This is a genomic window from Nocardia thraciensis (assembly GCF_054782435.1).
On record NZ_BAAGSM010000026.1, the window covers coordinates 273,802 to 300,506 of the forward strand.

Annotated in this window: 22 protein-coding genes; 18 read left to right on the forward strand and 4 right to left on the reverse strand. The window is 67.6% G+C overall.

Annotated elements, in window-relative coordinates; translation table 11 throughout:
- Nucleotides 1-43 precede the first annotated feature (43 nt).
- Nucleotides 44-544 (reverse strand): M23 family metallopeptidase, encoded by a 501-nt coding sequence (locus tag ACYVLQ_RS17510; protein ID WP_460698532.1) that lies wholly within the window; start codon nt 542-544, stop codon nt 44-46.
- A gap of 773 nt (nt 545-1,317) precedes the next feature.
- Here ACYVLQ_RS17510 and rpsB point away from each other — a divergent pair.
- From rpsB to ACYVLQ_RS17535, 5 genes are all read left to right on the forward strand, one after another.
- A complete protein-coding gene (rpsB, locus tag ACYVLQ_RS17515; RefSeq protein ID WP_460698533.1) occupies nt 1,318-2,193 on the forward strand; it encodes a 30S ribosomal protein S2 in 876 nt (291 codons plus the stop codon).
- A 125-nt stretch (nt 2,194-2,318) separates the two neighbouring features.
- Nucleotides 2,319-3,143, forward strand: coding sequence for a translation elongation factor Ts (gene tsf / locus ACYVLQ_RS17520; RefSeq protein ID WP_460698534.1), 825 nt, complete (start codon nt 2,319-2,321; stop codon nt 3,141-3,143).
- Between the two features lie 231 nt (nt 3,144-3,374).
- Nucleotides 3,375-4,103 carry a UMP kinase gene (gene pyrH / locus ACYVLQ_RS17525; RefSeq protein WP_460698535.1) on the forward strand — a complete coding sequence of 243 codons (729 nt, stop codon included), beginning with the start codon at nt 3,375-3,377 and terminating at the stop codon, nt 4,101-4,103.
- Nucleotides 4,104-4,145: 42 nt separating this feature from the next.
- Entirely contained in the window at nt 4,146-4,703 is a 558-nt protein-coding gene (gene frr / locus ACYVLQ_RS17530; RefSeq protein WP_068013905.1) for a ribosome recycling factor, read from the forward strand.
- Between the two features lie 59 nt (nt 4,704-4,762).
- Nucleotides 4,763-5,665 carry a phosphatidate cytidylyltransferase gene (locus tag ACYVLQ_RS17535; RefSeq protein WP_460698583.1) on the forward strand — a complete coding sequence of 301 codons (903 nt, stop codon included), beginning with the start codon at nt 4,763-4,765 and terminating at the stop codon, nt 5,663-5,665.
- Here ACYVLQ_RS17535 and ACYVLQ_RS17540 read toward each other — a convergent pair.
- Nucleotides 5,662-6,036: a LapA family protein gene (locus ACYVLQ_RS17540; protein WP_460698536.1), complete on the reverse strand. Its 375-nt coding sequence runs from the start codon at nt 6,034-6,036 to the stop codon at nt 5,662-5,664. The genes ACYVLQ_RS17535 and ACYVLQ_RS17540 overlap by 4 nt on opposite strands.
- Nucleotides 6,037-6,284: 248 nt before the next feature.
- Between ACYVLQ_RS17540 and ACYVLQ_RS17545 the strand changes: the two genes are divergently transcribed.
- From ACYVLQ_RS17545 to ACYVLQ_RS17590, 10 genes are all read left to right on the forward strand, one after another.
- Nucleotides 6,285-6,626 (forward strand): CU044_2847 family protein, encoded by a 342-nt coding sequence (locus ACYVLQ_RS17545; protein WP_460698537.1) that lies wholly within the window; start codon nt 6,285-6,287, stop codon nt 6,624-6,626.
- Between the two features lie 7 nt (nt 6,627-6,633).
- Nucleotides 6,634-8,511 carry a S1 family peptidase gene (locus ACYVLQ_RS17550; RefSeq protein ID WP_460698538.1) on the forward strand — a complete coding sequence of 626 codons (1,878 nt, stop codon included), beginning with the start codon at nt 6,634-6,636 and terminating at the stop codon, nt 8,509-8,511.
- Nucleotides 8,512-8,527: 16 nt separating this feature from the next.
- Nucleotides 8,528-9,556, forward strand: coding sequence for an AAA family ATPase (locus ACYVLQ_RS17555; protein ID WP_460698539.1), 1,029 nt, complete (start codon nt 8,528-8,530; stop codon nt 9,554-9,556).
- A 1-nt stretch (nt 9,557) separates the two neighbouring features.
- Nucleotides 9,558-11,963: an SAV_2336 N-terminal domain-related protein gene (locus tag ACYVLQ_RS17560; RefSeq protein WP_460698540.1), complete on the forward strand. Its 2,406-nt coding sequence runs from the start codon at nt 9,558-9,560 to the stop codon at nt 11,961-11,963.
- Nucleotides 11,960-13,600 carry a chloride channel protein gene (locus ACYVLQ_RS17565; RefSeq protein ID WP_460698541.1) on the forward strand — a complete coding sequence of 547 codons (1,641 nt, stop codon included), beginning with the start codon at nt 11,960-11,962 and terminating at the stop codon, nt 13,598-13,600. The genes ACYVLQ_RS17560 and ACYVLQ_RS17565 overlap by 4 nt, the downstream gene beginning before the upstream one ends.
- On the forward strand, nt 13,597-14,865 hold the full coding sequence (locus tag ACYVLQ_RS17570) for an aKG-HExxH-type peptide beta-hydroxylase (protein WP_460698542.1): 1,269 nt from the start codon (nt 13,597-13,599) through the stop codon (nt 14,863-14,865). Before ACYVLQ_RS17565 ends, ACYVLQ_RS17570 begins: the two co-directional genes overlap by 4 nt.
- A 5-nt stretch (nt 14,866-14,870) precedes the next feature.
- On the forward strand, nt 14,871-17,930 hold the full coding sequence (fxsT, locus tag ACYVLQ_RS17575; RefSeq protein WP_460698543.1) for an FxSxx-COOH system tetratricopeptide repeat protein: 3,060 nt from the start codon (nt 14,871-14,873) through the stop codon (nt 17,928-17,930).
- A gap of 29 nt (nt 17,931-17,959) precedes the next feature.
- Complete coding sequence (gene rlmN, locus ACYVLQ_RS17580; RefSeq protein ID WP_460698544.1) at nt 17,960-19,069, forward strand: dual-specificity RNA methyltransferase RlmN; 1,110 nt, start codon at nt 17,960-17,962, stop codon at nt 19,067-19,069.
- 212 nt (nt 19,070-19,281) lie between these two features.
- On the forward strand, nt 19,282-21,000 hold the full coding sequence (locus ACYVLQ_RS17585) for a DUF262 domain-containing protein (protein WP_460698545.1): 1,719 nt from the start codon (nt 19,282-19,284) through the stop codon (nt 20,998-21,000).
- Nucleotides 20,993-22,249: a type II toxin-antitoxin system HipA family toxin gene (locus ACYVLQ_RS17590; RefSeq protein WP_460698546.1), complete on the forward strand. Its 1,257-nt coding sequence runs from the start codon at nt 20,993-20,995 to the stop codon at nt 22,247-22,249. Before ACYVLQ_RS17585 ends, ACYVLQ_RS17590 begins: the two co-directional genes overlap by 8 nt.
- A gap of 244 nt (nt 22,250-22,493) precedes the next feature.
- On the opposite strand, the gene ACYVLQ_RS17595 is transcribed toward ACYVLQ_RS17590, so the two are convergent.
- Nucleotides 22,494-23,381, reverse strand: a complete 888-nt coding sequence (locus ACYVLQ_RS17595; protein ID WP_460698547.1) for a helix-turn-helix domain-containing protein — start codon at nt 23,379-23,381, stop codon at nt 22,494-22,496.
- Between the two features lie 378 nt (nt 23,382-23,759).
- Here ACYVLQ_RS17595 and ACYVLQ_RS17600 point away from each other — a divergent pair, with 378 nt between their 5' ends.
- Nucleotides 23,760-24,350, forward strand: a complete 591-nt coding sequence (locus ACYVLQ_RS17600; RefSeq protein WP_460698548.1) for a hypothetical protein — start codon at nt 23,760-23,762, stop codon at nt 24,348-24,350.
- A gap of 100 nt (nt 24,351-24,450) precedes the next feature.
- Nucleotides 24,451-25,134 (forward strand): LysR family substrate-binding domain-containing protein, encoded by a 684-nt coding sequence (locus tag ACYVLQ_RS17605; RefSeq protein ID WP_460698549.1) that lies wholly within the window; start codon nt 24,451-24,453, stop codon nt 25,132-25,134.
- Nucleotides 25,135-25,138: 4 nt separating this feature from the next.
- Here the strand turns inward: ACYVLQ_RS17605 and ACYVLQ_RS17610 are convergent, their stop codons facing one another.
- Nucleotides 25,139-25,420: a DUF2631 domain-containing protein gene (locus ACYVLQ_RS17610; RefSeq protein WP_460698550.1), complete on the reverse strand. Its 282-nt coding sequence runs from the start codon at nt 25,418-25,420 to the stop codon at nt 25,139-25,141.
- A gap of 129 nt (nt 25,421-25,549) precedes the next feature.
- Between ACYVLQ_RS17610 and dxr the strand changes: the two genes are divergently transcribed.
- Nucleotides 25,550-26,689: a 1-deoxy-D-xylulose-5-phosphate reductoisomerase gene (gene dxr, locus ACYVLQ_RS17615; protein WP_460698551.1), complete on the forward strand. Its 1,140-nt coding sequence runs from the start codon at nt 25,550-25,552 to the stop codon at nt 26,687-26,689.
- The last annotated feature ends 16 nt before the right edge of the window (nt 26,690-26,705 follow it).

Below are 26,705 nucleotides of genomic sequence, written 5' to 3' on the forward strand. Positions count from 1 at the left end.
CCGAAGCCGACTGCGTTCGAGAACGGTTGTCGGGCAGGGTTGGTCAGTGGCTCGGTACTACGGGTTTCAGGCGCAGCGGGGTGGTGCGGATCAGGCCGAGGGGGTCTATGTAGTCGCGGGCGCGGCGGGCTCCCCAGTGCAGGCACGGGGTGGTGCAGCCCGCGTGGCCGAACTCCAGTGTGCCGATCGGGTCGCCACGAATTACCTTGCGCCCCAACGGGACCGAGGCGAGCACCGGTTCGTAGGTGGTGCGCAGCCCGCCCGCGTGGTCGAGTGAGACGACCGGCTTGTCCGCCACTTCACCCGCGAAGACGACCACGCCGTCACCGGCCGCGAGCACCACTTGCCCGGCCGCGCCGCCCAGGTCCACCCCGCGATGCCCGGGCAGCCAGTCCTGCGGCGGTTTGTCGAACCGGCGCAGCACGGGAGGCCGTGGCTGCAGCGGCCAATCGAATCGCCCGGCAGGTGCCGCACCGGCATCGGGCGCAGGCAGCACGACCGGCAGCAGCAGCCACGCGATTGCGAACACGATTACCCGGCACATCCGAAAAGCTTGTCGCGCAGCGCAACGTATCGAAAGCCGGTCGTCGGCGAGTGTGGACAACCAACGCGATTGTGAACAGAGCGCGTCCACCCGGCACGCGGTACAAGCTGTCCGAAGCAGACGCTGCCGCGCGGGTCGGACCGCACGAACCGGCCGCTGCGGACCCACGACCCCGCCGCTGGCCGAATGCCGTGTTCTGCGCCTACCCGCATCTCCTTGCGGCGCACCGGTAGTCGTGACCGGCCCTCGTGTCGTGCCTCCGCTGGACAGTCATGGCCAGTGCCATGGTTTTGCCGGGTATGGGGCAGTCGGGACTGGGCCCTCGGTCTTACCGGGCGTCGGGGAGACGGCGCTGGGTCGTGGTCTGCCGGGGTCGGAAAGACGGGACTTGGGCTGGGTGTCGGGCTGTCGGGATCGGGCTCTTGGTCTTGCCGGGTATCGGGAGGCGGGACTGGGCACTTGGCATTTCCGGGTGGGAAGTCGGGAACGGGTGCATAGTCCTGCCGTTCGTCGGGGCACCGGGAAACTGTCTGCGGCCGCGTTTGTACTGCGCACAGAGGTGGGCGCCTGATCGCCGATTAGGTTCGGACCGGGCGGCGGCGTAGACTGGCCGGGCGGTTCACCATGTGTGGGCCGACTTCGCGCGCCCGCATTGCACGGTCGTCGGCTGGTCCCGAGTGTTCTCGAAACCCCGGGTCCGACGGCCTCGGGCGTCAGGGCGGGGATCGCCGATCCCTGCATCAACCGGCAAACGAAAGAGAGATACGAGAGCTATGGCTGTCGTAACCATGAAGCAGCTGCTGGACAGCGGCGCGCACTTCGGGCATCAGACCCGCCGTTGGAACCCGAAGATGAAGCGGTTCATCTTCACCGACCGCAACGGCATCTACATCATCGACCTGCAGCAGACGCTGACCTACATCGACAAGGCCTACGAGTTCGTCAAGGAGACCGTCGCCCACGGTGGCACCGTCCTCTTCGTCGGCACCAAGAAGCAGGCGCAGGAGTCGATCGCCTCCGAGGCCACCCGCGTCGGCATGCCGTACGTGAACCAGCGCTGGTTGGGCGGCATGCTCACCAACTTCTCGACCGTCCACAAGCGCCTGCAGCGCCTGAAGGAGCTCGAGGCCATGGAGCAGACCGGTGGCTTCGAGGGTCGCACCAAGAAGGAAATCCTCATGCTGACGCGTGAGAAGAACAAGCTGGAGCGCACCCTCGGCGGCATCCGGGACATGGCCAAGGTGCCGTCGGCCATCTGGGTCGTCGACACCAACAAGGAGCACATCGCCGTCGGCGAGGCCCGCAAGCTGAACATCCCGGTCATCGCGATCCTGGACACCAACTGTGACCCCGACCTGGTCGACTACCCGATCCCGGGCAACGACGACGCCATCCGCTCGGCCGCGCTGCTGACCAAGGTCGTGGCCTCCGCCGTGGCCGAGGGCGTGCAGGCCCGCGCCGCGCGCGCCGGTGGCGACGCCAAGCCGGAGGCCGGCGCCGGCGAGCCGCTCGCCGAGTGGGAGCAGGAGCTGCTGGCCCAGGCCAACCCTGCCACCGAAGAGGCGCCCGCCGCCGAGGCTCCGGTCGAGACCGCGGCCGAGGCCGAGCTGAAGGAAGACCCGGCCACCAAGACCCCGGCCGACTTCTGAGCGGTGCTTTGACGCTTCTACCGCGTTGCCAGTTGTTGTTCACTGTGCCGGCCCTTCCTGTTCGGGAGCGGTCGGCATGGTGTTGCTAAGCGGACTCACACCTAACTCCAAGGAGGCTCGCCAGGATGGCGAACTACACCGCCGCTGACGTCAAGCGGCTCCGCGAGCTCACCGGCTCCGGCATGATGGACTGCAAGAAGGCGCTCGAGGAGACCGACGGCGACTTCGACAAGGCCGTCGAGGTGCTGCGTATCAAGGGCGCCAAGGACGTCGGCAAGCGCGCCGAGCGCGCCACGGCCGAGGGCCTGGTCGCCGCGTCGAACGGCGTCATGTTCGAGATCAACTCCGAGACCGACTTCGTCGCCAAGAACGACGAGTTCCAGAACGTCGCCGGGGATATCGCCGAGGCCGCCGCCAAGGCCCGCCCGGCCGACCTGGACGCGCTGAAGGCCCTCGACGTCAACGGCAAGACCGCCGACCAGGTCGTGCAGGAGCTGGCCGCCAAGATCGGCGAGAAGCTGGAGCTGCGCCGCGTCGTGTCCTTCGAGGGCCCGGTCGCGACCTATCTGCACAAGCGCTCCTCGGACCTGCCGCCCGCCGTCGGCGTGCTGGTCGAGTACCAGGGCGAGGGCGACGCCGCCGCCGAGGCCGCGCGTGCCGCCGCGATGCAGGTGGCCGCGCTGAAGGCGCGCTACGTCACCCGCGACGAGGTCCCGGCCGATCTGGTCGAGAAGGAGCGCGGCATCGCCGAGGCGACCGCTCGCGAGGAGGGCAAGCCGGAGGGCGCCCTGCCGAAGATCGTCGAGGGTCGGCTCAACGGCTTCTACAAGGACGTCGTGCTGCTGGAGCAGCCGTCGGTCACCGACTCCAAGAAGACGGTCAAGCAGTTGCTGGACGACGCGGGCGTGACCGTCAGCCGCTTCGCCCGGTTCGAGGTCGGCCAGGCCTGACCGATCAGCGAAAAGAGCCCCCGCACAACAGGTTCGACCGTGCGGGGGCTCTTGCCGTGGCGGTGCCGATGTCCGAAATGCGTCGACCCGTCGCGAATTCGTGGGTCGATTCACGTTCGGATGGGGTAGTAGGGCAGGATAGACAGAGCTTTTGTCACCGTCCTGTGTTCCTCTCGACACCGGATGGTCTTTTCGCGCGTGTGTACCAGTCTGCCGAGCTGAAGGAGACCGATGTCGGACCCGGAACCGGCCCGCAAGGGTTATCGCCGAGTGCTCCTCAAGCTGGGCGGGGAGATGTTCGGCGGTGGCAACGTCGGACTGGACCCCGATGTGGTGCAGACGGTCGCCGAGCAGATCGCCGAGTTGGTGGGCTCCGGCGTGCAGGTGGCGGTGGTCATCGGCGGCGGGAACTTCTTCCGCGGCGCCGAACTGGAGGAGCGCGGCATGGAGCGCGCCCGTTCGGACTACATGGGCATGCTCGGCACCGTGATGAACAGCCTTGCGCTGCAGGACTTCCTGCAGAAGCAGGGCGTGGACACCCGGGTGCAGACGGCGATCACGATGGGCCAGGTCGCCGAGCCCTACCTGCCGCTGCGCGCCAAGCGGCATCTGGAGAAGGGCCGCGTGGTGATCTTCGGCGCCGGTATGGGCATGCCGTACTTCTCCACCGACACCACCGCCGCCCAGCGCGCCCTGGAGATCGGCGCCGAGGTGGTCCTGATGGCGAAGGCGGTGGACGGGGTGTACACCGACGATCCGCGCGTGGACCCCGACGCCACCCTGTTCTCCGAAATCACGCACAAGGAAGTGCTCGAACGCGGGCTGAAGGTCGCCGACGCCACCTCGTTCAGCCTGTGTATGGACAACCAGATGCCGATTCTGGTGTTCAATCTACTGGTGAAGGGCAATATCGCCCGCGCGGTGGCAGGGGAGAAGGTCGGCACCCTGGTGCGGTCCTGAACCGGAACCGACATACGACGAAACGCTGTGGAGGAAACGGTCGTGATTGAAGAAGCGCTCTTCGACGCCGAGGAGAAGATGGAAAAGGCCGTCTCGGTGGCGAAGGACGATCTCGGCGCCATCCGGACCGGACGCGCGAATCCGAGCATGTTCAACCGGGTCGTGGTCGACTACTACGGGGCGCCGACGCCGATCACCCAGATGTCGGGCATCACGGTGCCCGAACCGCGCATGGTCGTCATCAAGCCCTACGAGCAGGCCCAGCTACAGGCGATCGAGACCGCGATCCGCAATTCGGACCTGGGCGTGAACCCCACCAACGACGGCCACATCATCCGCGTCGTGGTCCCGCAGCTCACCGAGGAGCGGCGCCGCGAGCTGGTCAAGCAGGCCAAGGGCAAGGGCGAGGACGCCAAGATCGCCATTCGCAACGTGCGCCGCAAGGCGATGGACGAGCTGGGGCGCATCCAGAAGGACGGCGAGGCAGGCGAGGACGAGGTCGGTCGCGCGGAGAAGGAACTGGACAAAGTGACCCACAGGTATGTGGGCCAGATCGACGAACTGGTCAAGCACAAGGAATCGGAACTGCTCGAGGTCTAGGCCCTCGGGCGTTTCCCCGCCGGGCCGGACGGAGCGGACGACAAGTGAGCGACGGGACAATGGTGGCCGAAGAAGCCGCCGCCGGCGATGCGACGCCGGCGAGCGACGCGACCGGTGTGACACCGGCACAGCCGGAAGGTAAGTCTTCGCGTGCCGGTCGGAACTTACCGGCCGCGCTGGGTGTCGGCTTCGCCTTGGGGCTGTCGCTCATCGCGATCCTGCTGTTCGTCCCGAAGGTGCTCATCGGCGTGGCCGCCGCGGCCATCGCGGTCGCGACCTGGGAGGTGGCCAAGCGGCTGCGCGAGGCCGATGTGCTGGTGCCGCGCATCCCGCTGATCCTGGGCGGGCAGGCGATCCTGTGGCTGGCCTGGCCGTTCGGGGCCGACGGCGTGACTGGGGCGTTCGCGGGGACGGCGCTGGTGTGCATGGGCTGGCGGCTGTTCGATCACGGCCTGTCGGCGACGCCGCGAAACTTCCTGCGCGACACCGCGATCACCGTGTTCGTGCTGGCGTGGGTGCCGCTGCTGGCCGCGTTCGCGGTGCTGCAGCTGCTGCAGCACGACGGCAATCTGCGGGTGCTGACCTTCATGATTCTGGTGGTCTGCTCGGATGTCGGCGGCTATGTGGCGGGGGTGCTGTTCGGCAGGCATCCGATGGTCCCCGCGATCAGCCCGAAGAAGTCGTGGGAGGGGTTCGCGGGGTCGATGGTGTTCTGCATCATCGGCGGCCTGCTCACCGTGACGCTGCTGCTGCAGGCGAATTCGATGATCGGCGTGCTCGCGGGCATCGCGGTGGTGCTGGTGGCCACCGGCGGCGATCTGGTCGAATCACAGATCAAGCGCGAGCTGGGCATCAAGGATATGGGCACGCTGTTGCCCGGCCACGGCGGCATCATGGACCGGCTGGACTCCATGCTCCCGTCGGCGTTCGTGTCGTGGCTGGTGTTCACGGCACTGCTCTAGTTTCGTTTCGCCGCCCGGCGCAGCTGCAGGATGCGCCAGCCGCCGACCAGGCCCATCACCAGCGCCCCGGCGATCACCGAAAGCAGGATGGTGATGCCGAGCGGCAGCGAGAACTCCCAGAAGAACAGGTTGACCTGCGCCTGGTCCTGGTTCTGGATGATGAAGATCAGCAGCACGATACCCAGCACCGCCGCGGCGACGAGGGCGACCCAGGTATAGCCGGTGCGGGTCTTGAGCGATCGCCTGCGCGGGGCGGGAGTGGTGGTGGGGCGCGTGGCCGATGGGGTCGTCGGAGTCTGCGGGGTCTGGGGCTCGGCGGAGTTGTCGGCGTGCGGATCCGGGCCTGGGGTCGAGGCGGCGTCGCTGGTCATATCTCGATCATTGCCGATGGCTATGGGTAATGCACGCATATTCCGCGGGTTCGCCCGGTTCGTTCACCGTCGCCGCCGGGGGAAATGCGCTATCGGAGAGCTACTTTCCGCCGCCTCGGAATAGCTCAGGAGTTGCTCGAAAAATATTGCCGCTCAAGGTGTTTAGGTGATCCGGGCGTTTCCGGTGTCGCGCGGTGTCCTGGCCGGTACTGTTGGCGCACAGTTCACTGACGGGACGGGGGGTAGGCATGGCACACGTCGATCGTGTGGAGATGCCCGACGGCACGGTCGTGTACGTCCGGCTCGAGGAGGACGGTCCCGAGCAGGGCGGCGTGGACGTCGGCTTGCGTGACCGGTTCAAGCTGGAGAACCTGACCCCCACGATCAGAAGCGTTGCGACATCGGTCCATCAGAGCGTCGAGGGCCTGAGGGCGGACCGGGTATCGGTGGAATTCGGGCTGGAGCTGTCGGTGGACGCGGGTCGCGTCGTGGCGGTGCTGGCGTCGGGCGGACTCAAGGCCACACTGAAGGTCAAGCTCGACTGGGATCTGGGCGCCCCTCCGCCTGCCGGGGAGCGGGCGAAGGGGTGATAATGCCGTGCCGGTGCACGCGGATATCGAGGAATTGCTGAAAGGGGCCACGGCGGCGGTGGCGCCGGATCGCGACGGTGCCGAGCGGGTCGGTACCGCCTTTCGCGTGGCCCCGGGCTACGCGGTGACGGCGGCGCATGTCACGGACGGTGTACCGAACGGCCGCGTCCGGTTGTCGTTCGGCGAGGGCAGCGAGTGCGCCGCCGAGGTCGTCGCCGCCTCCCCGCCGCCGCTCGAGGGCGGCCGGTGGGATTTCGACGACCACGCGGTGCTCCGCCTCGAGCGCCCGGACCTGGTGACCGCGCCCTGTGTGCTGATGGCCGAGCCCGCGCTGGCCCCGCGCGACGAATTGCTCATCAGCGCACTGAATCCGAGCTATGTCGAGCGGGTCGTGGAGATCTATCACGGCTACCGCGTCCGCGACACCCATCTGCCGTCGCGCTTCTTCACCATCGACGGGGACCGGGGTGTCATCCGGGGCATGTCGGGCGGGCCGGTGTGGTCGTCCCGGCACGGCGGGGTGGTCGGTTTCGTCAAGGCGAGCGAGAACATCGGGGCCGCGCAGGGCGGTGCGATCGCCTATCTCCTGGAGGGGCTGCGGCGACTGCGCGTGCCGGGACTGTACGAGGAGATCGTCCTCGCGCACGACGCCTATCATCGCGACGAGCAGGCCTGGGCGGATCGTCTGGTCGGGCCGGAGGCGATGGTGCGGCGCTGGCTGGTCGAGGTGCACGGCTGGCTGTCGCGGATCGCGATCGCGGCGGAGCGCGGGGTCTCCAGCGGCCTGGTCGGGGAACTGTTCCGAGATACCTTCCCGCCCGCCCCCGCCCGCCTGCTCACCCTGCGTGACGTGGCCGAGTACGTCGGCACCGAGAGCCAGAACAGGGAGTTCGACCTGGCCCGATTCTGCGCGCTGGCGCCGAACCACCTGCCGTCCGATTCGGCGGTCGCCGAGGGGCTGCGGCGGATCCCGAAGAAGATCATCCCGCCGCGCGACTACCCGGAGTTCGAGCGGCTGTTTCTGGCGCCGCGCCCGGCCTCGGTGGCGGTCACCAGGCTGTTCGGCGTGATCCTGGCGGAGGAGGGCCCGCGCGCCGACGAGCGCACCCCGGTGCCGTACCGGTTCGAGGTGGCGCGGAAGTTCGGCGATCAGGAGATCATCCCGCTCGGGCAGGAGGGCCGATACCCCGGCTACGGGCATGCCAAGGACGCCCTGAAGTCCGCGCTGCACCGGCATTTGAGCAATATCAACGCCCCACGCGACGCGGTGGAGATCGTTGTGGCGCTGCCGGACGAGCATCTGACCGAGGAACCGCTGTACGAGTGGTTGCGGCCCGACGAGCGGCCGTTCGGCAGCAAATTCGCGATGCGCTTGCGGCGCAGCTGTACCTGGGAGAAGAGCGACGAGCAGCTCGTCGAACTCGAGGAGCGGTGGAATCGGCTGCGGCAGCGGGCATCCGACGGCCTGCTGTGGCTGCGGTGCGACGACCCGCGCGCGGAGCGCCTGGCCACCCTGCAGGAGCTGTTCGCGCCCGACGACGCCGCGGACGGCCCGCACGATGCGCTCGGGGTCACCGAGCCGCCGACGACGCACGTGCTCACCGCGTCGGCGACCAACGCGCTGCCGGTGACGCTGTGGCGCAACGAGCGCTGCCCCGCGCACCCGGGCTGCGGCGCGGAGTGCGCGGGCAGCGCCTTCCGTGCCCGGCTGACCAGGCGCCTGGGCGGGCGCTCGCCGGTCGACTGGCACGACCAGATCTGGCGCGCGCAGCGGGCACGGGAGGAATCCGAGGAACGAGATCGGTTCTGGCGCAAGGTTGTATACATAGTCGACATACCAGGCCAGAGCAGGCGGCGTCCGCCTCCGCTGGCCGGTCCGGCGTGACGGGAGGGGAGTGGCCATGACGGCACCGAGTTGGCATGTATTCCGCGGTACGAGCGAGCCGCGCCCGGACGCGTGGGATGCCGTGCCGCCACCGATGATCGCGCGGACGTTCACCGGGCATCCGCTGCTGCCGTTCCCGCGGGAGCAGCCCGATCAGCCCACCCAGATCAGCCGCAAGCTCGGGCGCGACGGAATCGGCGCGCATCAGCTGCGATCGGCCGATCTCGACGTGATCAACGCCGCGCTGCTGTGCCGCAGGCCGCTGCTGGTGAGCGGCGCGCCCGGGCTGGGCAAGTCCTCGCTGGCGTATCTGATCGCGCGCGAGCTGGAGCTGGGCCCGATCCTGCACTGGCCCATCACCAGTCGCAGCGCCCTGCGCGACGGCCTCTACACCTACGATGCCCTGCGCCGCTTCGAGGAGGCGCAGATCCGCCGGGTCCGAGAGGTGGACGACGAGGCGGGATTGGCGGACTACATCACGCTCGGTCCGCTGGGAACCGCGCTGCTGCCGTATGCGAAACCGCGGGTGCTGCTGATCGATGAGATCGATAAGGCGGATGTCGATCTCCCCAACGATCTGCTGCACGTATTCGAGAACGGCGAATATCAGATCGATGAGTTGCGCCGGATCCGCGCGCACCGGCCGGAGGTCGAGGTCTTCACCCACGAGGGCCGCGAAAGAGTGGGCGTGCGTGAGGGTTTCGTGCAGTGCAACGCCTTTCCGGTGATCGTCATGACCAGTAACGGCGAACGGGAATTCCCCCCGGCGTTCCTGCGGCGCTGCCTGCAGCTGCGGCTGGAGCGGCCCGAGCGCGCGCAGCTGGAACGGGTGGTCGCCGCGCATCTCGGCGGATCGGTGGTAGACGAATACGGCGATATCATCGACACTTTTATCAGACGACGCAGCGAGCTGGGGACGCTGCCGACCGACCGACTGCTGATCGCCCTGCACGTGTTGACCCAGGCCACGCGGGCCGACGGCACGCAGGTGGACCGGCAGCGACTGGCCGAGCGGCTCATGCAGCCCACGGACACCGGAGGCTGAGGTGGAGAGCCTATCCGAACTCCTCGAGGCGCTGCGCGGGCTGGATGTCGACGGTGACACCGTGGCCGAGGCGCTGTATTTGGCGAAACATATCACCGATCAGCCGGATTCGGCTGTCGCGCGGCAGTATTCGCCGCCCGAGATCGAACCCGAGGCGATGCCGCCCCCGCTCCCGGACGCGGGGACGGCCCATGCGCTGCTGCCGCGCGATTCCGGCGCGGTGACACTGCCCGGAAGTCCTGGCGCCTGGCCCGCCCGCACCGAGATAGAGGTGCCGGCACCCTCGCCGCTGGAATCGGGCCCGAGCCTGCTCGGCGATCTGCGACCGCTGGCGCAGCGGTTGCCCGACCCGCGTGAGAGCGTCTTCGACGAGGACGCGTCCGTGGACCGCACCGCCCGGACCGGAGTCGCGTGGCCCGTCACGACGCCGAAGCTGGTGCGTCGGCGGGACGCGGCGCTGGTCTTCGACCGCCACGCGTCGATGGCGGCGTGGAGCGGATTGGCCGCCGCGGTGCGACGACTGGTGGATTCGGTCGGGTTCCGCCAGGTCACCGTGTGGTATCTCGACGAGGACAACGCGGGGACACTGCGTTTGGCCACCGGCGCCCGCCGCTCCGCCGACCGTCCGCTCTCGGCGCTGGCCGATCCGTCGGGGTGCCGCGTCGTGATGGTGTTCACCGCCTGCCTGGGCGATTCCTGGGGGTGGGGGAGCGCGGCGGCGCAGCTGGAACGGCTCGCGGCGCTGTCGCCGGTGGCGATCGTGCAGCCGCTTCCCAACAGCTTGTGGCGCCGCACCGGTCTGCAGTGGGGCCACGGACGAATAACTTCCGTGATCTCCGACCACCCCTCGCCGCTGCGCCTGGTCGCACCCGCGGGCACGCCGACCACCGCCATTCCGGTGCTGGAACTGACGCCCGGCTGGATCCGGCCGTGGGCCCAACTGCTGGCCGGGCAGCGCCGCACCGCCGGGTACCCGCTGCTGCGGCGGGGCGAGCCACCCGATCCGAACTCCGTGAGCACCTTGGCCGTTCGGCAGGACCGGCAACTGGGCCGCCACGCCCTGGAACGGGTGCGGCGCTTCCGGGCGGCGTCGACGCCGGAGGCGTTCCGGCTGGCGGCGAGCCTCGCCCAAGTCCCGCTGCTGTTGCCGATCATGCGGCTGGTGCAGCAGGCGGTGCTGCCCGGCAGTAGACCGAGTGTGCTGGCCGAGGTGCTGGCCGGTGGCCTGATCGAGGACACGACGTCGAGATCCGCGCCGCCCTATACGATCCCGGAGGACAGCCGGGTCTTCGCGTTCCGTCCGGATGTCGCCGAGATCCTGCGCGACGCCATTCCGCGCAGCGAGGCGGCCCGGGTGCTGGCCGCCGCCTCGCAGTTCATCGTGCAGCGCTACGACGTTCCGGGACCGGTGTTCCGTGCGGCCGTCTCGCGCCCGGCCGAGGGCGACGGCTCACCCTTCGCCTACCTGTCGCCCGACACGCTGCGGCGCATCGCACCCAACTTTCCGGACCCGCGGGATCGGCCGCCGAGCGAGGAGGAGCAGCGCCGCTACGACACCGTCGTCCGTGAGGCCGCCGCGGCCGCGCGGCTGGGCGACGAGGAGTCGGCGCTGAGCGCCGCGCGCCGCGCCCTCGAGACCGTGCCGGTGGGGCGTCCCGAGCGCGCCGAACTGCTGGCGATGTTGAGCGGACTGCTGCGACGTCGCTGGGAAAGCCGCGGTGACGCAGCCGATCTCGATGAGGCGATCGCCGTCTCCAAGGCGGCGCTGGACGAGGTCCCCGACACCGACGAGCCGACGTCGGCGCTGGTGCGGCTGGGGGACCTGCTGCTGCGGCGCTTCACCGCGGTCGGCGGCGGCGAATTCCTGACCGACGCCACCCGGGTGCTGCGCACCGCGCTCGACACCACCGAGACCGAGGATCCGGCCCGCGCGGAACTGTCCGAACGACTCGGCGATGCCCTGCTGTGGCGATCGGAGATCACCGGCGAACCGCTGCACGGGTGGGAAGCGGTGGATCTGTATCTGGCGGCAGGGCGTTCGGCGGCCGACAGCACCGGCGATACCGGCGATCGGACCGCGATCCTGATGTTGAAGATCGCGCGGGCCTATCTGGACATCGCCACGCAATCCGCCTATCCCCGTGACGAACTCGCCGATCGCATCACCGAGCAGTTCCGCTACGCGGCCCGACTACTTCCCACCGTGCCGGTGGCGGAGATCGATGAGGCCCTGCGCCAGGCCGTCGCCCGCGTCGTGCACGCCGTCACGGCGAGTGCGCTGCCCCCGGCGATCGCGGCCACCCTGTCCGGCGTCCTGTCGACGGCCCCGCGGCCGCATACCGCGGCCGTCGCGGAGGCTTGCGAACTGCTCGATGCCGCCGGTGGCGCCCACGACGGACCGCGATGAGCGGCGCCGATCCGTCACGATCTCGGAGGTGGGGCGTTCGCTGGTCGGCGGTGCTGTTGGCCGCGGTCGCCGCCGGGCTCGGCGCGGTCGCGCTGCGGGCCCTGCTGGACGTAGCCACGCACGGACTGCTGGGTGCGGTCCTGCCGCTGGAACCGATCGGCGCGGGGCTGTGGTACGCGCCGCTGGAACCGCTGCGCGATCGCGGCGCGTGGCTGCTGCTGCCGCTGCTGGTCGCGGGTGGAATGGTGACGGCGGTGCTGCTGTCGCGGCTCGGGGGCAGGCAGGTGAACGGGACCGACGGCGTCATCAACGCCGTCAACGGCCGCGACCTGTCCGGGCTGACCGTGCGGGGCGCGCTCAGCAAGCTCGGCGGGACCGCGGTAACCCTCGGCTCCGGCGGATCGGGCGGTACCGAAGGGCCGGTCGCCCAGGTGTCGGCGTCGCTGAGCGCCGCGGTCGGCCGTCGGCTGCGGCTGACGCCGGGCGAGAGCGGCCTGGTCGTCGCGGCCGCGCTGGGGGCGGGCGTCGGCGCCCTGTTCCAGGCGCCGATCGGCGGGGTGCTGCTGGCCGGTGAGCTGATGCGCCGTCGCGGTATTGATTGGGCGGCACTGATTTTCGCGCTGCCCGCGGTGCCGGTAGCCTTCGGGATCTTCGTCGCCGTGTACGGGTACCGGCCGATGTTCGGCGACGCGAATCTCGGCGCGCTGTGGGATCCGGGCAGCACCGCCCTGCTGGCCGCGGTGGGCCTGGTGTGCGCGCTGGTGGCCCGGCTGTACGTGTGGACGTTCCACACGGTGGGTCGCCTGACGGCGCCGCTGCGGCGATGGCCGGTGGCCACGGCGGCGGTGGCGGGTGCGGCGCTGGGCACCGTCGGGATCTTCCTGCCGATGACGCTGGGCACCGGCTACGGCATCGTGTCGATGGGGCTGTCGGAGGTCGCGGTGGCCGCGCTGCCGCTGTGGCTGCTGGCCGTGCTGCCGGTGGTGAAGATCGCGGCCACCTCGGTGACGCTGCACACCGGGGGCGTCGGCGGGGTGTTCGGGCCCGCCATGGTGATCGGCGCGACCACGGGGGCGCTGTGCTGGCGGATCGCGTTCGAGGCCGGGCTGCAGCCCGGATCGGCGGCGGCGTTCACGATCACGGGGATGGCGGCATGCCTCGGCCCGGCCGTGCGCACGCCGCTGGCGGCGATCGCGCTGGCCGTCGAATCCAGCGGCGGGTCGTTGCCGCCGGTGGGGCTGGTGGTCGCCGTCGCGCTCGCGGCCGCGTGCACCCGCGACATCACCCTGTTCCGGAGCCAGGCCGAGCGTCAATTCCCAAGGCGCCACCGGCAATTGCAAGTTTCGCGGGGGCGTATTTCGGCTATTTTGATAGCAGCTGCTACGAGGAAGAGAGCCACGGTGAGCGCAACGATCGGCGGAATCCGGTCGCGGTACCGGGCTCGATCCGGTTCGCCGGGGGGAGGTTGCGCGATGGAGCCCGAATACGCAAGGGGCGTAATGGATCTGGCCGATCTGCCGCTCGACGAGTTGCTCAGCGCGCATCGGCCCGAAGTGATGCGGGCGTACCGCACGGCGCTGCATCGCCGTGCCTCGGTAGGGATCATCTTCGCGGGCCACAATGCCGGTGGCGCGTGAGCGTCGCGACGGAGGCCGCCATGGTGTCGGGGATCGGACGCGGCGCGGAGCCGGACGTGGTGTCGGTATCCGATGCCGAAATCGACGCGCTGGCAGTCCTCGCCGACGATCCTGGGACCCTGCCGCTGCTGCGGCGCGCCCGGGTCAGCCGCAATCTCGCCTTCCTGGCGGCCGTGCTGCGCGACGGGCCCGACGAACCGCAGCGGCGCCTGGCGCGGGCGGGCTTCGACACCCTCGCCGCCGTGCAGCGGCACGACCCCGCGGTGGTGCGAAATATGGTGCAGCACCCGCGATTCGGCGCCTGGGTGGCGGTGTGCGCGGCGGGTCCGGATGCTGGGCGGGAGGAAGCGGCGCCGATCGCGCACCTGGCCGGTTTCGCGGCCGCGGCGGCGATGCGGGCCCGCGTCGCGTTCGACCTGGAGGTGCCGCAGGTCGGCGATGCGGTGGTGCTGCCGGGCCTGGGCTGCTGGACCGGCCCGACGGCGGCCACCGCGCGGGTGCGCTACCGCGGCGCCGCCGAACCCATCCTGGCGGGTCGCCGCTGGACCGCCCTGCGCCGGCTGACCGCGCGGGCCCCGACCGGAACCGTGAGCGTCGAGTTCGACGACTTGCCGCCGACGCCGTCCGCGTGGCCCGACATCGCGCCCGCGCATCCCGATCTGCGCTGGAAACCGTGGAGCGACAACGAATTCCGGACTTGGCAGCGGCTGTTCGACGGGGCCGTGCGGATGCTGCACGCCGCGGTCCCCGAACTCGCTGCCCCGCTGTCGCGGGGCTTTGTGTCCGTGCTGCCGCGGTCGCGGGACACCTGCCCGTTCCGCAGCTCCACGCTGGCCGATTCCTTCGGCGCCGCGGCGATGGTGCTGCCCACCGGCACCGTGGCCGCCGCCACCGGGCTGCTGCACGAGTTCCAGCATTCGAAGCTGAGCGCCTTGATGGAGATCGTGCCGCTGATCGAGACCGACGGCCCGGCCGTGCTGCCCTCGCCCTGGCGGAGCGAGCCGCGGCCGACCAGCGCGGTGCTGCACGGGGTGTACGCGCACCTGGCGGTGGCGCGGCTGTGGGGACGGCTCGCCGCCGACGGAATCGCCGAATCCGTTCCCGACACAGCCGAAGTCCGGGACCAGACCCGCACCGCATGTGACACCCTGCTCGAATCCGACCGGCTCACCCCGGCCGGTCGGCGTTTCGTAACCCTGATGCGGCGCGCCGCCGTAGCGGATCCCGACGGCCGTGCGGCCGTCCCGACAGCGCGATGGGAGTAAGCGACGTGGCGCCCAGTGCACCGCACTCGACCCCGATGGCCGAGCCGATCGACGTGGTCCACGCCCCCGAGGACACGGTCTGGGCGCTGTGGCTCCAGCAGATCGGCACCGAGGCCGGGCTCGACATTCGGACCCGCCTGGTCGGGTCCGAATGGGATCCCGCCGCTGCGGCCGGTGCCGGTTCGGCGATCCTGGTGATCAGCGGCAGCTTCGTGCGCGCCGCCGCGATCGCGCCCGAGGACTGGCGCGAGGCCGAAACCGATCCGGCCGGTGTGCTCGCGGTCATCGTCGGCACCGCCGCCGAGGTCCCGGCCGAGGCGGGCCGGATCGCCGCCGTGGACCTGCGGCTGCTGCCCGACGAGGCACAGGCGCGGTCGAAGGTGTTGCAGGCATTGGGCGCCGACCCCGCAGCGACCGGCGAGCGACTGGGCCAGGCGGGCCGCACGCCGGTGCGGTATCCGCGCCAGGAGATGTTCGTCGACTTCCAGTCCAAGAGCCTGCCCCGGTATCAGCCCGCCTGGTTCTTCGGCCGCGACCGCGAACTCGACCGGATTCGATCCCAGCTGGATACCGCCGGGGCGGCCGTGCTCACCGGGGTGGCGGGCAGCGGGAAGACGTGGCTGGCCGCGGCCTACGTGCACCGCTTCCGGTCGCAGTACGACCTCATCGCCTGGATCTCGGGGGAGAACGGCGCGGTCATGCGCACCGAACTGGGCCAGCTCGCCGGGCCACTGGGCCTGCCCGATTCACTGCCGCGCGCCACCCGCCACCACGACGTCGTAGCGGCGCTGCGCGGGTCCGCCAAGCGGTATCTGATCGTCTACGACAACGTGACGCCGGACCACTACCGGACCGTCGGCGAGGAGCTGCCGCTGCCGCGCAAACCGGCGCGGCTGTCGGACATGGTGCCGTGGGACGGTCCCGGCCACGTGCTGTTCACCTCGAAGGTCGCCGACTGGGACAACCCGCGGCCGGTCCCGGTGCCGATGTTCACTGTCGACGAGGGCGCGGCCCTGCTGCAGCGGCACGTCCACGGCCTGCCCGAGCGGCTGGCGGAGCGCTTCAGCAGTGCCGTCGACGGCAGCCCGGTGCTGCTGAACGCGTTGGCGCACCGCGGATCCCGGGGCACCGACGACGTCGACGAGGCGCTACTGGCGCGGGTGCGGTCGGAGCCGTTCGCGCTGCTGCAGAACGAGCCGGGCGTATACAAGCGGGCCACCTCGATCATCGGCGACTCGCTGCGCCCCCTGCTCGACGAGCCGGTGGGCTCGGACGCCTGGGCGGCCGGGCACCTGCTGCGGCTGCTGACGTGCTTCGCCGCCGATCAGCCGATTCCCTTGGCGCTGTTGATATCGCAGCTGCCCGGCACCGAGCGGCGGCCGGGGGCGCGGCTGCCCGCGGAACTCGCCGAGGCGCTGGGCAACGAGCACCGCCGCAAGCGGGTCCTCGACCTGGTGACCCGGGATTCGGTGGCCGAGATCTGCGCCGATCCGCTCACCGAGGGCGGCCGCGCACTGAAGATCCACGCGATCCCGTGGCACGGCATCCGGGAATTCCTGCCCCGGGAGCTCGCCGAGGAGAACCAGCACGTCGCGCACCGTGTGCTGTGCGACGCCGACCCGCAGCGCTCCGGCGTGCCGTCGCTGTGGAACCGGTACCTGTGGCTGTGGCAGCAGGTGGCGGAGATCGAGGTGCTGTCGTGTCCGCTGGTCGCGGATCCGGACGACCCGTGCGCGCAGCTGCCGGATCTGATCCGCAACGTCGTGGACGCGCTGCGGATCCAGGGCGAGCTGACCGCGGCGGCCGGGCTGGGACTGCAGGCCGCCGAGTCCTGGTCGGCGCTGCTGGGAGCCGAGGATATCCGTGTGGTCCGCATCCGGATCGTCACCGGCAACGCGCTGTGGCAGCTGGGTGATTGGTCGCGCGCCCACGATGCCGCCGCGGCGGCGCGGTCGGGTGTCGAGGAGTCCCGCGGCCGGTTCCCCGAGGAGTACGTCTGGTCCAGCGACCTCATGGCCGCGTGCATGCGCATGGCCGGAAATTGGGCCGGGGCGGTCGGACTCAACGAACAATCGCACGCGTGGGCCCGGGAATGCCTGGGCGACAACAACATCGAAACACTGCGTGCGGCGCACAACCTCGCCGTGTCCTATCGCATGCTGGGCCGCTTCGCGGACGCGATGGATCTGGACGCGGGCAACTACGAGCGTTTCCGCAGCGATCCGCTGCTGGCCGACGACGCCATCCTGCGGCTGCACTGCGTGAACAACGTCGCTCGCAACCATCGGGAACTGGGTGCGTACGAGGCGTCGGTGGCTCTGCAGGAACGGGTGCTGGGGGAGTTCCGGGAGCTGTTTCCCAATGCGCTGCAGCAGAACATCCTGCGCGCCCGCAAGAACCTGGCGGTGTCCTACCGCAAGGTGGGGCGGTACCGCGAGGCGCGAGACCTGCAGCAGACGACGCTGATCGACCATGTGCGGGTCTACGGCGACAACCATCCCGAATCCGTCGCGGCGCGAACGAATCTCGCGAACGACTACCGGCTCACCGGTCATCCGGGTCTCGCCGCGACGACGGCGGAGGAGGCCTACCGGCTGTGTTCGGCCGCGCATGCCGACCACCCGTACACGGCGGCGTGCGCGGTCAACTACGCGGCGACGCTGCGCCCCCGGGACCGCTGCGAGGAGGCGCTGCGGCTCGACCGCGAGGCCGTGGACCTGTTCACCGTCCGGCTGGGCGCCGATCACCCCTACACGCTGGCGGCCCGCAGCGGCGAGGCCTCCGATCTCGCCGGGCTCGGCCGGATCGAGGAGGCCGCCGAGATCGGGGCCGATGTGCTCGACCGCAGCCGCCGGGTGCGGGGGCCGGATCATCCCTACACGCTGCAGTGCGGGGTCAATCTGGCCCTGGACCTGCGCGCCCTGGGCCGGATCGAGGAGGCCGACGAGCTGGAGTACGACACGCTCGACCGCTACGCCGCGGCGCTCGGCCGCGACCATCCCGAGTTCCGCGCGGCCTTCGACCGGGTCCGCGGCACCTGCGACGTGGAGCCGCCACCGATGTGATCGCGCGGCCGTGGGACACTGGAACGGTTATGACAACCCCCCTGCCGCTGGTTTTCGATGCTCCGCGTCGCGGTATGCCGCCGCGCCACCTCGCCGATCTCGACGCGGCGGAGCGGCGCCGGGTGGTCGAGGAACTCGGCCTGCCCAAGTTCCGGGCCGACCAGATCGCGCGGCAGTACTACGGACGTCTGCAGGCCGATCCCGAGCAGATGACCGATCTGCCCGCGCCGATGCGGGCCAAGATCGCCGAGGCGCTGTTCCCGCCGCTGCTGACCGAGGTGCGGCACGTGGTGTGCGACGACGGGACGACCCGCAAATCGCTGTGGCGGGCGGGCGACGGCACCCTGCTGGAATCGGTGCTGATGCGCTACCCGGACCGCAATACGCTGTGCATCTCCAGCCAGGCCGGTTGCGGTATGGCCTGCCCGTTCTGCGCGACCGGCCAGGGCGGGCTCGACCGCAACCTGTCCACCGCGGAGATCGTCGACCAGGTGCGCGCCGCCGCGGCCGCCCTGCGCGACGGCGAGGTCGCCGGCGGCCCCGGCCGGTTGTCCAACATCGTGTTCATGGGCATGGGGGAGCCGCTGGCGAATTACAAGCGCGTGGTCGCGGCCGTTCGTCGTATTACGTCGCCTGCGCCGGATGGTTTGGGTATCTCGCAGCGGAATGTGGTGGTGTCGACGGTCGGTTTGGCCCCGGCGATCCGCAAGCTGGCTGATGAGGACCTATCGGTGACTTTGGCCGTCTCCCTGCATACTCCGGATGATGAGCTGCGGGATACGTTGGTGCCGGTGAACAATCGGTGGCCCGTGTCCGAGGTCCTCGATGCCGCAAGGTATTACGCCGACCGCTCCGGCCGCCGCGTCTCGATCGAGTACGCCCTGATCCGCGACATCAATGACCACCCCTGGCGCGCGGACATGCTCGGTTCCAAACTCCACAAGGCCCTGGGCTCCCGAGTCCACGTAAACCTGATCCCCCTGAACCCCACCCCGGGTTCCAAGTGGGACGCCTCCCCGAAACCCGTCGAGCGCGAATTCGTCCGCCGAGTAGAGGCCCAGGGCGTCCCCTGCACAGTCCGAGACACCCGAGGCCAGGAAATAGCCGCAGCCTGCGGCCAACTGGCCGCCGAGGGGTAGTACCTACCCGCATTGGCCTCTGCCGAAAGTCGTTGCCGGACGAAAGTGGACGAATGGAGCGGGCGCGGTTCAAGCTGGCGGCAGGACCAACAAGTCGCCAACTTGTCTGCATGTTGGATCTCGCAACGGGCCGGCGAACATCATGAAGCCAGCTATGGAACACAGCTACCCTGTAGAAGGACTCGTTACACCGACACTGATGGGCTGGCAGCATGACCTCTGGACTCGACTCTCGGCCACAAGCCACAATGTTCACGGTTGAGGACCTGATGAAACTTGCATGGGATGGGCGGATTCGTGTTCCTCACTTCCAGCGAAGCTTCCGATGGCAGCGTCATGATGTGATTCGTCTCTTCGACAGTATTGTTCTCGGTTATCCAGTCGGTTCTCTTCTGCTGTGGCGGCGGTCTGCTCGAGCGGAGCGCATTACAATTGGCGCATTGTCGATCAATGCGCCCGCGATGGATCGAGCACTGTTTGTTGTCGACGGGCAACAGCGATTGACAAGCCTGGCGAACGCGCTGCATTCCCCGGCTACTGGTGATCCAACCTTCGACATTGCTTATGACCTTCGCAATCGAGCTTTTGTAAGTAGGCCTCAAGTCGATGATCCCACAGTAATTCCGCTCTCTGTGCTATTTGATTTGACTAAGATATTGGGGTGGTTCGGTCGGTATAGTGAGGCCGTTGCTTACGTTGACGCTGCAAATGAGATTACGAAGACTCTGAGACAGTTTCAGATACCTGCCTACGAAGTATCTCAGGACGACCCGAAGGTTCTTCAGGACATCTTCGACCGTATGAATAGCTACGGAAAACGATTGAGCAGAGCGGAAATCTTTTCCACTTTGTTTGCGCAGGATGAAGATGTAAAGAACAAACTAACTTTTAGTACAATCGCCGCCGAGTTGGATGGTGAGCTTGGCTTCGGAGTTATCGATGATGAGACCGTGGCTAATGCCATATTTGCACGTAGAGGACCTGACGTGCGGCGCGAGATTCGTAACGACTTCGGAGTTGAGAACGTTGTTCGACGTGGCCACAAAGCGGGCCAGGCCATAATAGACTTTCCAGACGAGGACAGGGACACTGCCTATGGTCTTGGTAAGGATGCCCTGCATCGATCCATAATTTTCCTTCAGAACCACGCAGGGGTTCCTCACTTTAGTCTGTTGCCTTATCGTCACATTCTTGTTGTATTGACGCGATTCTTTGCACACTTCCCCACGCTGGATGACCGGTCAACAGTATTGCTCAGGCGGTGGTTTTGGCGCGCAGCCGTAACTGGACCCGAAATTTTCAAGGGGAGTAACACAGGCGCTATTCGGTTCCTCAACTACGCAGTAAAGCCCGGCGATCTGCTGGGTTCGCTCGATGAACTGATCAGGCTGGTTGACCGCCCCAATACCGAGTACCCAGATTTGCGGCGTTTTCGAAGTAACGAGGCGTCAACTAAAATCATCCTATGTTCATGGTGGGATAATAGGCCCCGGTCCTTCGATAATGGTAATGAAATCGATCGTGTCGAGCTCGCGGAGTCGTTGGTGGATCGTCAGACAGCACTCGATGCTGTCCGCTATATCGTGCCGCGTACTAGCGTACCGATCGATTACCGGATATGGGCCGCGAATAGAATTCTTCTACCAAGCTTGGAAGATGATTCCAAGTCGATAATAGCCCTGCTATCGAAGCGATCGCTGGCCCTGGATGACGACATGTGGTCTAAGATTATGGAGTCGCATCTTATCCCGACCCGTGCCGTCGACAAGATTCTTGAAGATGATGTCTTGGAATTCTTGAAGATTCGTCAAGCGGCTCTGGATGCTAAACTGCGAAGTTTCCTGTCCAGAATGTGTGAATGGAATTTTGAGGATACGCCGTCGTTGAAGCAATTGGAAGTGGAAGATCCTGACGAGGCTGAGAATGGCTGAAAGGGAGGTCTTGCACGGAGTATGGCTCGGAGATAAGCGCGTTGGTGTAATTCACCAGCGTGGTGATTACTCGCGCTTTGCATTCTCGGAGGAATATAGAGAAGATGCGGATCGTGCTGTCCTTGGTCTGGTATTTGAAGATGAAAAGTTAAGCAAGACTCATGCATCTGCCCTACGGCTTCCTCCATGGTTCTCCAATCTCTTGCCGGAGGGGCGAATTCGTGAGTGGGTTGCCGATGATCGCGGAGTTTCTGTAGATCGTGAGATGGAGCTATTGGCTCACGTTGGGCATGATCTACCTGGCGCGGTGCGTGTTATGCCATTTGATGTATCCCCCGGGGAAGCGGAATGGAATAATCCTGAGCAGAACCTCCCAGCTACGTCTATCGCGAGGAGCGGGGATAACCCTGGGTGGCGGATGTCTCTCGCGGGTGTCCAACTGAAATTTTCAGTCCTCGCTGACCAGGATCGGCTGACTCTCCCAGCATTTGGTGAACATGGCGACTGGATTGTCAAATTGCCGGATCGCCAGTTTGCAGATTTACCGAGAAACGAATTCTCCATGATGTCATTGGCGAGTGCTGCGGGAATCGAAGTCCCAGATATTCGACTGGTTCATCGCGATTTGATTTCTGGTTTACCGGATAATGTGTGGCCCGGCGATGAAGTGTGGGCCTATGCGATACGTCGGTTCGACCGCAGCTCTCATCGTGAATTGATTCATATTGAGGACCTTGCGCAGGTTCGGAATGTGTATCCACGAGATAAATATACGGGCAATCTTGAGACTGTCGCCGGTCAGATCTATCGACGCCGAGATCTCAATTCTCTGCTTGAATTTGTTCGACGGCTAGTCTTCAATATTCTAATAGACAACGGTGATGCTCATCTTAAGAATTGGTCGCTAGTTTACCATGATCCTCGGCGTCCCACACTTTCCCCGGCATATGATATTGTGTCTACCGGTGTCTACCGGATTGGGGGGGAGCCGGAAGATCTCGGGCTAAAATTATTTGGCAGCAAGCGCTTTGATCTGGTAACAACCGATAGCTTCAGGCGACTGCAGGAGAAGTTTGGTGTAACCGATGCCGATCTGGCGCTAGAAGCTGAAAATACGGTCACGAAGGTGATGGCAGCGTGGCCGCGGGTGGTGGATGAGCATTTGAGTGGGCTGCCAGTGCTGCGAAAATATTTGGGAGAAATTATTTACGACCGGAGTAGGTCGCTATTGAGGTCGGTACGACGGTAATCGACAGCTCTGTCGACGACTCTCGCGGGTACAGCTTGTTCAGATTACGCCTGCACCGCCCACTGTGCTAATCATTCTTGGGCGACTTACGGTTCCGTAGCGTCAAGTTCAAACTGAACTGGATAGAAGCCACCGTCGCAATTTGTGGCTTGGTTACCCCGTGATCGAAACTGACCGGTACGCGATGGTTTTCGGCGTGCTTACGGCCAACTGGCCGCCGAGGGCTGAGCGAACCGTGTTCGTCCTACAGCCTCGCGATCCTCTCCTGGAGGATTTTGCGGGAGCGTTCCGGGGGTTCGGCCTGGACGGTTAGTTGTTCCATTACCTGGCGGTAGTGGTCCAGGTCTTCTTGGCGGTCGAGGTAGGCGGCGCTGGTGAGTTGTTCCATGTAGACGAGGTCGGGTAATTCGGGTTCGGCGAAGCGGAGCATGGTGAAGGAGCTGCCCGCGGCGGGGTGGCCGCCGGCGGCGTAGGGCAGTACCTGGATTGTCACGTTCTGCCTGGCGGACATCGCGACCAGATGTTCGAGCTGCGCGCGCAGGACGTCGACGCCGCCGATCGGGCGATGCGTGACGGCCTCGTCCAGCACCGCCCACAGGGTGGGACCGCCGCGCCGGTCGAGAATCTCCTGCCGTCGTCTGCGCAGCTCCACCCGCCGCGTCGCCTCGGTGCTCTGGTGGCCGAGCGCCACCACCGCGCGGGTGTACTCCTCGATCTGCAGCAGGCCCGGAACCAGTTGCCCCTCAAAGGTTCTGATCGACTTCGCCGCGTATTCGAGGCCCAGATAGGTCTCGAACCAGGCGGGCAGCAGATCGCTGTAGCGGTGCCACCAGCCGGGCTCGTTGGCCTTGCGGACCAGGTCCAGGAATTCGTCGCAACCCTGGTCGTCGGCGATGCCGTAGAGCGTCAGCAGATCTCGGATGTCGCGTTCCTTGAATCCCGTCCGACCGAGTTCGAGGCGGCTGATCTTGGCGTGCGAACCGCGGATGTGGTCACCGGCGGCCTCGCGGGTGATGCCGCGCTGCTCCCGTAGCTTGCGCAGTTGCCTGCCGACCGCTATGCGCAGTGCCGTCGGACCGCGCTCGACCACCAGCGGATCCATGCGGTCGATCCGGACGGGTTCTGCGACCATGGGATTCACTCCGAGGTTCGGTAGGAAGCACCGCTGTCACGGCAAGCCCGACGTCGTGACCGACGATGCATCGGAGCCTCCATGGTAATGCGAACACATCTGCACAGGACAGTCACGAGCCGTTTCACTTTCGGCGTGTGTGTGAGGCTGGTTACAACGCCCGACCCTTCTTTGCCGAGGCGGTCACCGAGGCGTCCGCCGACGGTCAACAGCGATCCGAAACCCGCGAGATAGCCGACCATGATCAGGCTGAGCAACGCCGACAGTCGTAACAGGGAACGGCCGGATGGTCTCCGGTGCGGGCCGCCGCCGTCACGCGCATCGGCCGAGGGATCGCAAATCACTGTGAGATCCAGCTCACAGCAATAACATTCTCCTATGTCAGCCCTGCCGAACGTGTCGACGACGATCGAGGGCCGAGTGGAGTACGCGGCGACGGACGCGCCGAAGGTGACCTTCCGGACCGGATCCGGGGACCTGCTGGCGGTCGCCGAGCACCGGGCCGAGGCCGGAGTTCGCGCGAGGCTGGCGAATCTGCGCGGTTCCGCTCGCGTCCGGTGCCAGATCTCCTGCTCGGACGGATCCACGGTCTGGATCGAGTCGAAGGATGCCGCGTGGACGCGGGTGCATCGCGGCGACGGCGTCTCCGTGGGCGCCATCCTGCACGCCGACACCGCGACGGCGGTCGCCTCGACCGGCGGCACGCTGTTCCACTTCGTCCCGGATCCCGCCCCCGGCCCGGCGCCGGGGTCGTCGCGCCTGCTGCTGCTCGATCAATCGGGGAATGAGGTCGGCTGCCTCGAACTCGTGCACGCGACCGACGCCCCGCCGGACGCGAATCGCCTTGCGATCAGCGGAATCCGGGTGTCGGTGCCGCACCGCGTCGACCGAGTGGAACGCGACATCCTGCTCGCGGCCTGTGTGGATATGACCTTGGGGTCGCGGTCCTATTTCGCCGGTCCCCGATGAACCGAGCGTGACGGCCGGGTCGGCGGCGGTCGCATCCCGGCCCGTCACTTCGGGCCGACTGTGCTCGGGGACCGATGCACTCCCCGATACCCTTGCTGGAATGAACGAGTTCGCTCCCGGCGCGCTGCGGATCGGTTACGTTCCGGGCGTGACCGTCGCCAAGTGGGCGCGCCGGTGGGCCGACCGGTTTCCGGACAGTCCGCTGGACGTGATCGGGGTGCCGCAGGCCGAGCAGGACGCGGCGCTGCGGGACGGCCGGGTCGATATGTGCTTCGTGCGCCTGCCGATCGATCGCGACGGCATGCACGCCATACCGCTCTACCGCGAGCTGCCGGTCGTCGTGGTGCCCAAGGATCACCCGATCTCGCTGTTCGACGAGGTGTCCGCGGCGGATCTGGCCGATGAGCGCATGCAGGACGCGAGCGATATCGACGCCCTGGCGGGCACGGTCGAACTCGTGGCCGCGGTGGGTGGCGCCGCGATCATGCCGCATTCGCTGGCGCGGCTGCACCACCGGCGCGATCTCGTCTTCCGCACGGTGACCGACGTGCCGGATACCGAGATCGCCCTGGCGTGGCCGATCGAGCACGAGTCCGAGGAGATCGAGCAGTTCATCGGCATCGTGCGCGGCCGCACCGAGCGCAGTTCCCGCTCCCGGCCGCACGCGAGAACCGCAGCGCCCGAGGACAAGCCGGAGCGAAAGGCGTCCGGCGGTCGCGGGACCGCCGGACGGAAGAACTCACACCCGGGCCGCAAGAGGTCGAGCCGCCGCCGGGGCCGATGAGGGACTAGCGCGGCTTGTTCCCGAGGAAGGAGTCGCGGATCAACACGGCCGCGAGCGCGAGGGCGGAGCCGATCAGGAACAGGTAGCCGATATTGCCGGTGCCCGACGAACTGCCCTGGGGCCCTTCGAACAGCATGGCCAGCAGAATCACCACGACCACCCAGCCCGCGACCTTGAAGGTGCGCCGCGATTCGCCGCTCCAGCCCCATGCCGCGGACGGAACCTCGGCGGGGTCGACCTTGGTGACGACGGCGCTCTTGGCGGGTTCCAGTTCCGTGGCGGACACGTTCGCTCCCATCAGTACGGGTTGCTGCACAACAGGTACAGACTGTCGTCACCATGTTGTCATACGACCGTCCGTCGTAGCCAGCGGGGTGAGCGGGTGTCGGTGCGCCGTGTCCGGAACAATGAGGGTGTGTCCGACATCGTGAGAGTCCTGCTGCTCGGCAGCACCGGTTCCATTGGCACACAGGCGCTGGAGGTGATCGCCGCCGATCCGGATCGGTTCGAGGTGGTGGGGCTGGCCGCGCGCGGCGGCAATACGGCGCTGCTGGCCGAGCAGATCCGGGCGACGGGCACCGCCAACGTCGCCGTCGCCGATCCCGCCGCGGCCGCGAAACTCGGTGTGGCGCTGGCGGGTCCGGCCGCGGTCACCGAGCTGGTGCGTCGCACGGAGGCGGACGTGGTGCTCAACGCGCTGGTCGGTTCGCTGGGGCTGGAGCCGACGCTGGCCACGCTGGAGTCGGGGCGGCGGCTCGCGCTGGCGAACAAGGAGTCGCTGGTGGCGGGCGGCTCGCTGGTGACCCGCGCCGCGGCGCCCGGGCAGATCGTGCCGGTCGACTCGGAGCATTCGGCGATGGCGCAGTGCCTGCGCGGCGGCCGCGCGGACGAGGTGGACCGGCTGGTGCTCACCGCGTCGGGCGGCCCGTTCCGGGGGTGGACCACGCAGATGCTGGAATCGGTGAATCCGGCCGAGGCCAAGGCGCATCCGACCTGGTCGATGGGCCTGATGAACACCCTGAACTCGGCCTCGCTGGTGAACAAGGGCCTCGAGTTGATCGAGGCGCACATGCTGTTCGGTATCGACTACGACAAGATCGACGTCACCGTGCACCCGCAGTCGATCGTGCACTCGATGGTGACCTTCACAGACGGGTCCACCATCGCCCAGGCCAGCCCGCCGGATATGAAACTGCCGATCTCGCTGGCGCTGGGCTGGCCGGACCGGGTGCCCGGAGTGCTCGCGCCACTGGACTTCGGCACGGCGTTCACGTGGGAGTTCGAGCCGGTCGACGACGAGGTGTTCCCGGCGGTGGAACTGGCCCGGCAGGCCGGGCGGGCGGGCGGTAGCGTGACGGCGGTCTACAACGCCGCCAACGAGATCGCCGTACAGGCCTTCCTCGACGGGCACATCCGGTTCCCCGAGATCGTGCGCACGGTGGCGCGTGTGGTCGAGGCGGCGGACCGGTGGAGCGCGGAACCCGCTACCTTGGACGAGGTGCTCGCGGCCGACGCGTGGGCGCGGCAGCGTGCGCAGTCGCACGTGGGTAACTGACGAAGAAGGGTTCGAC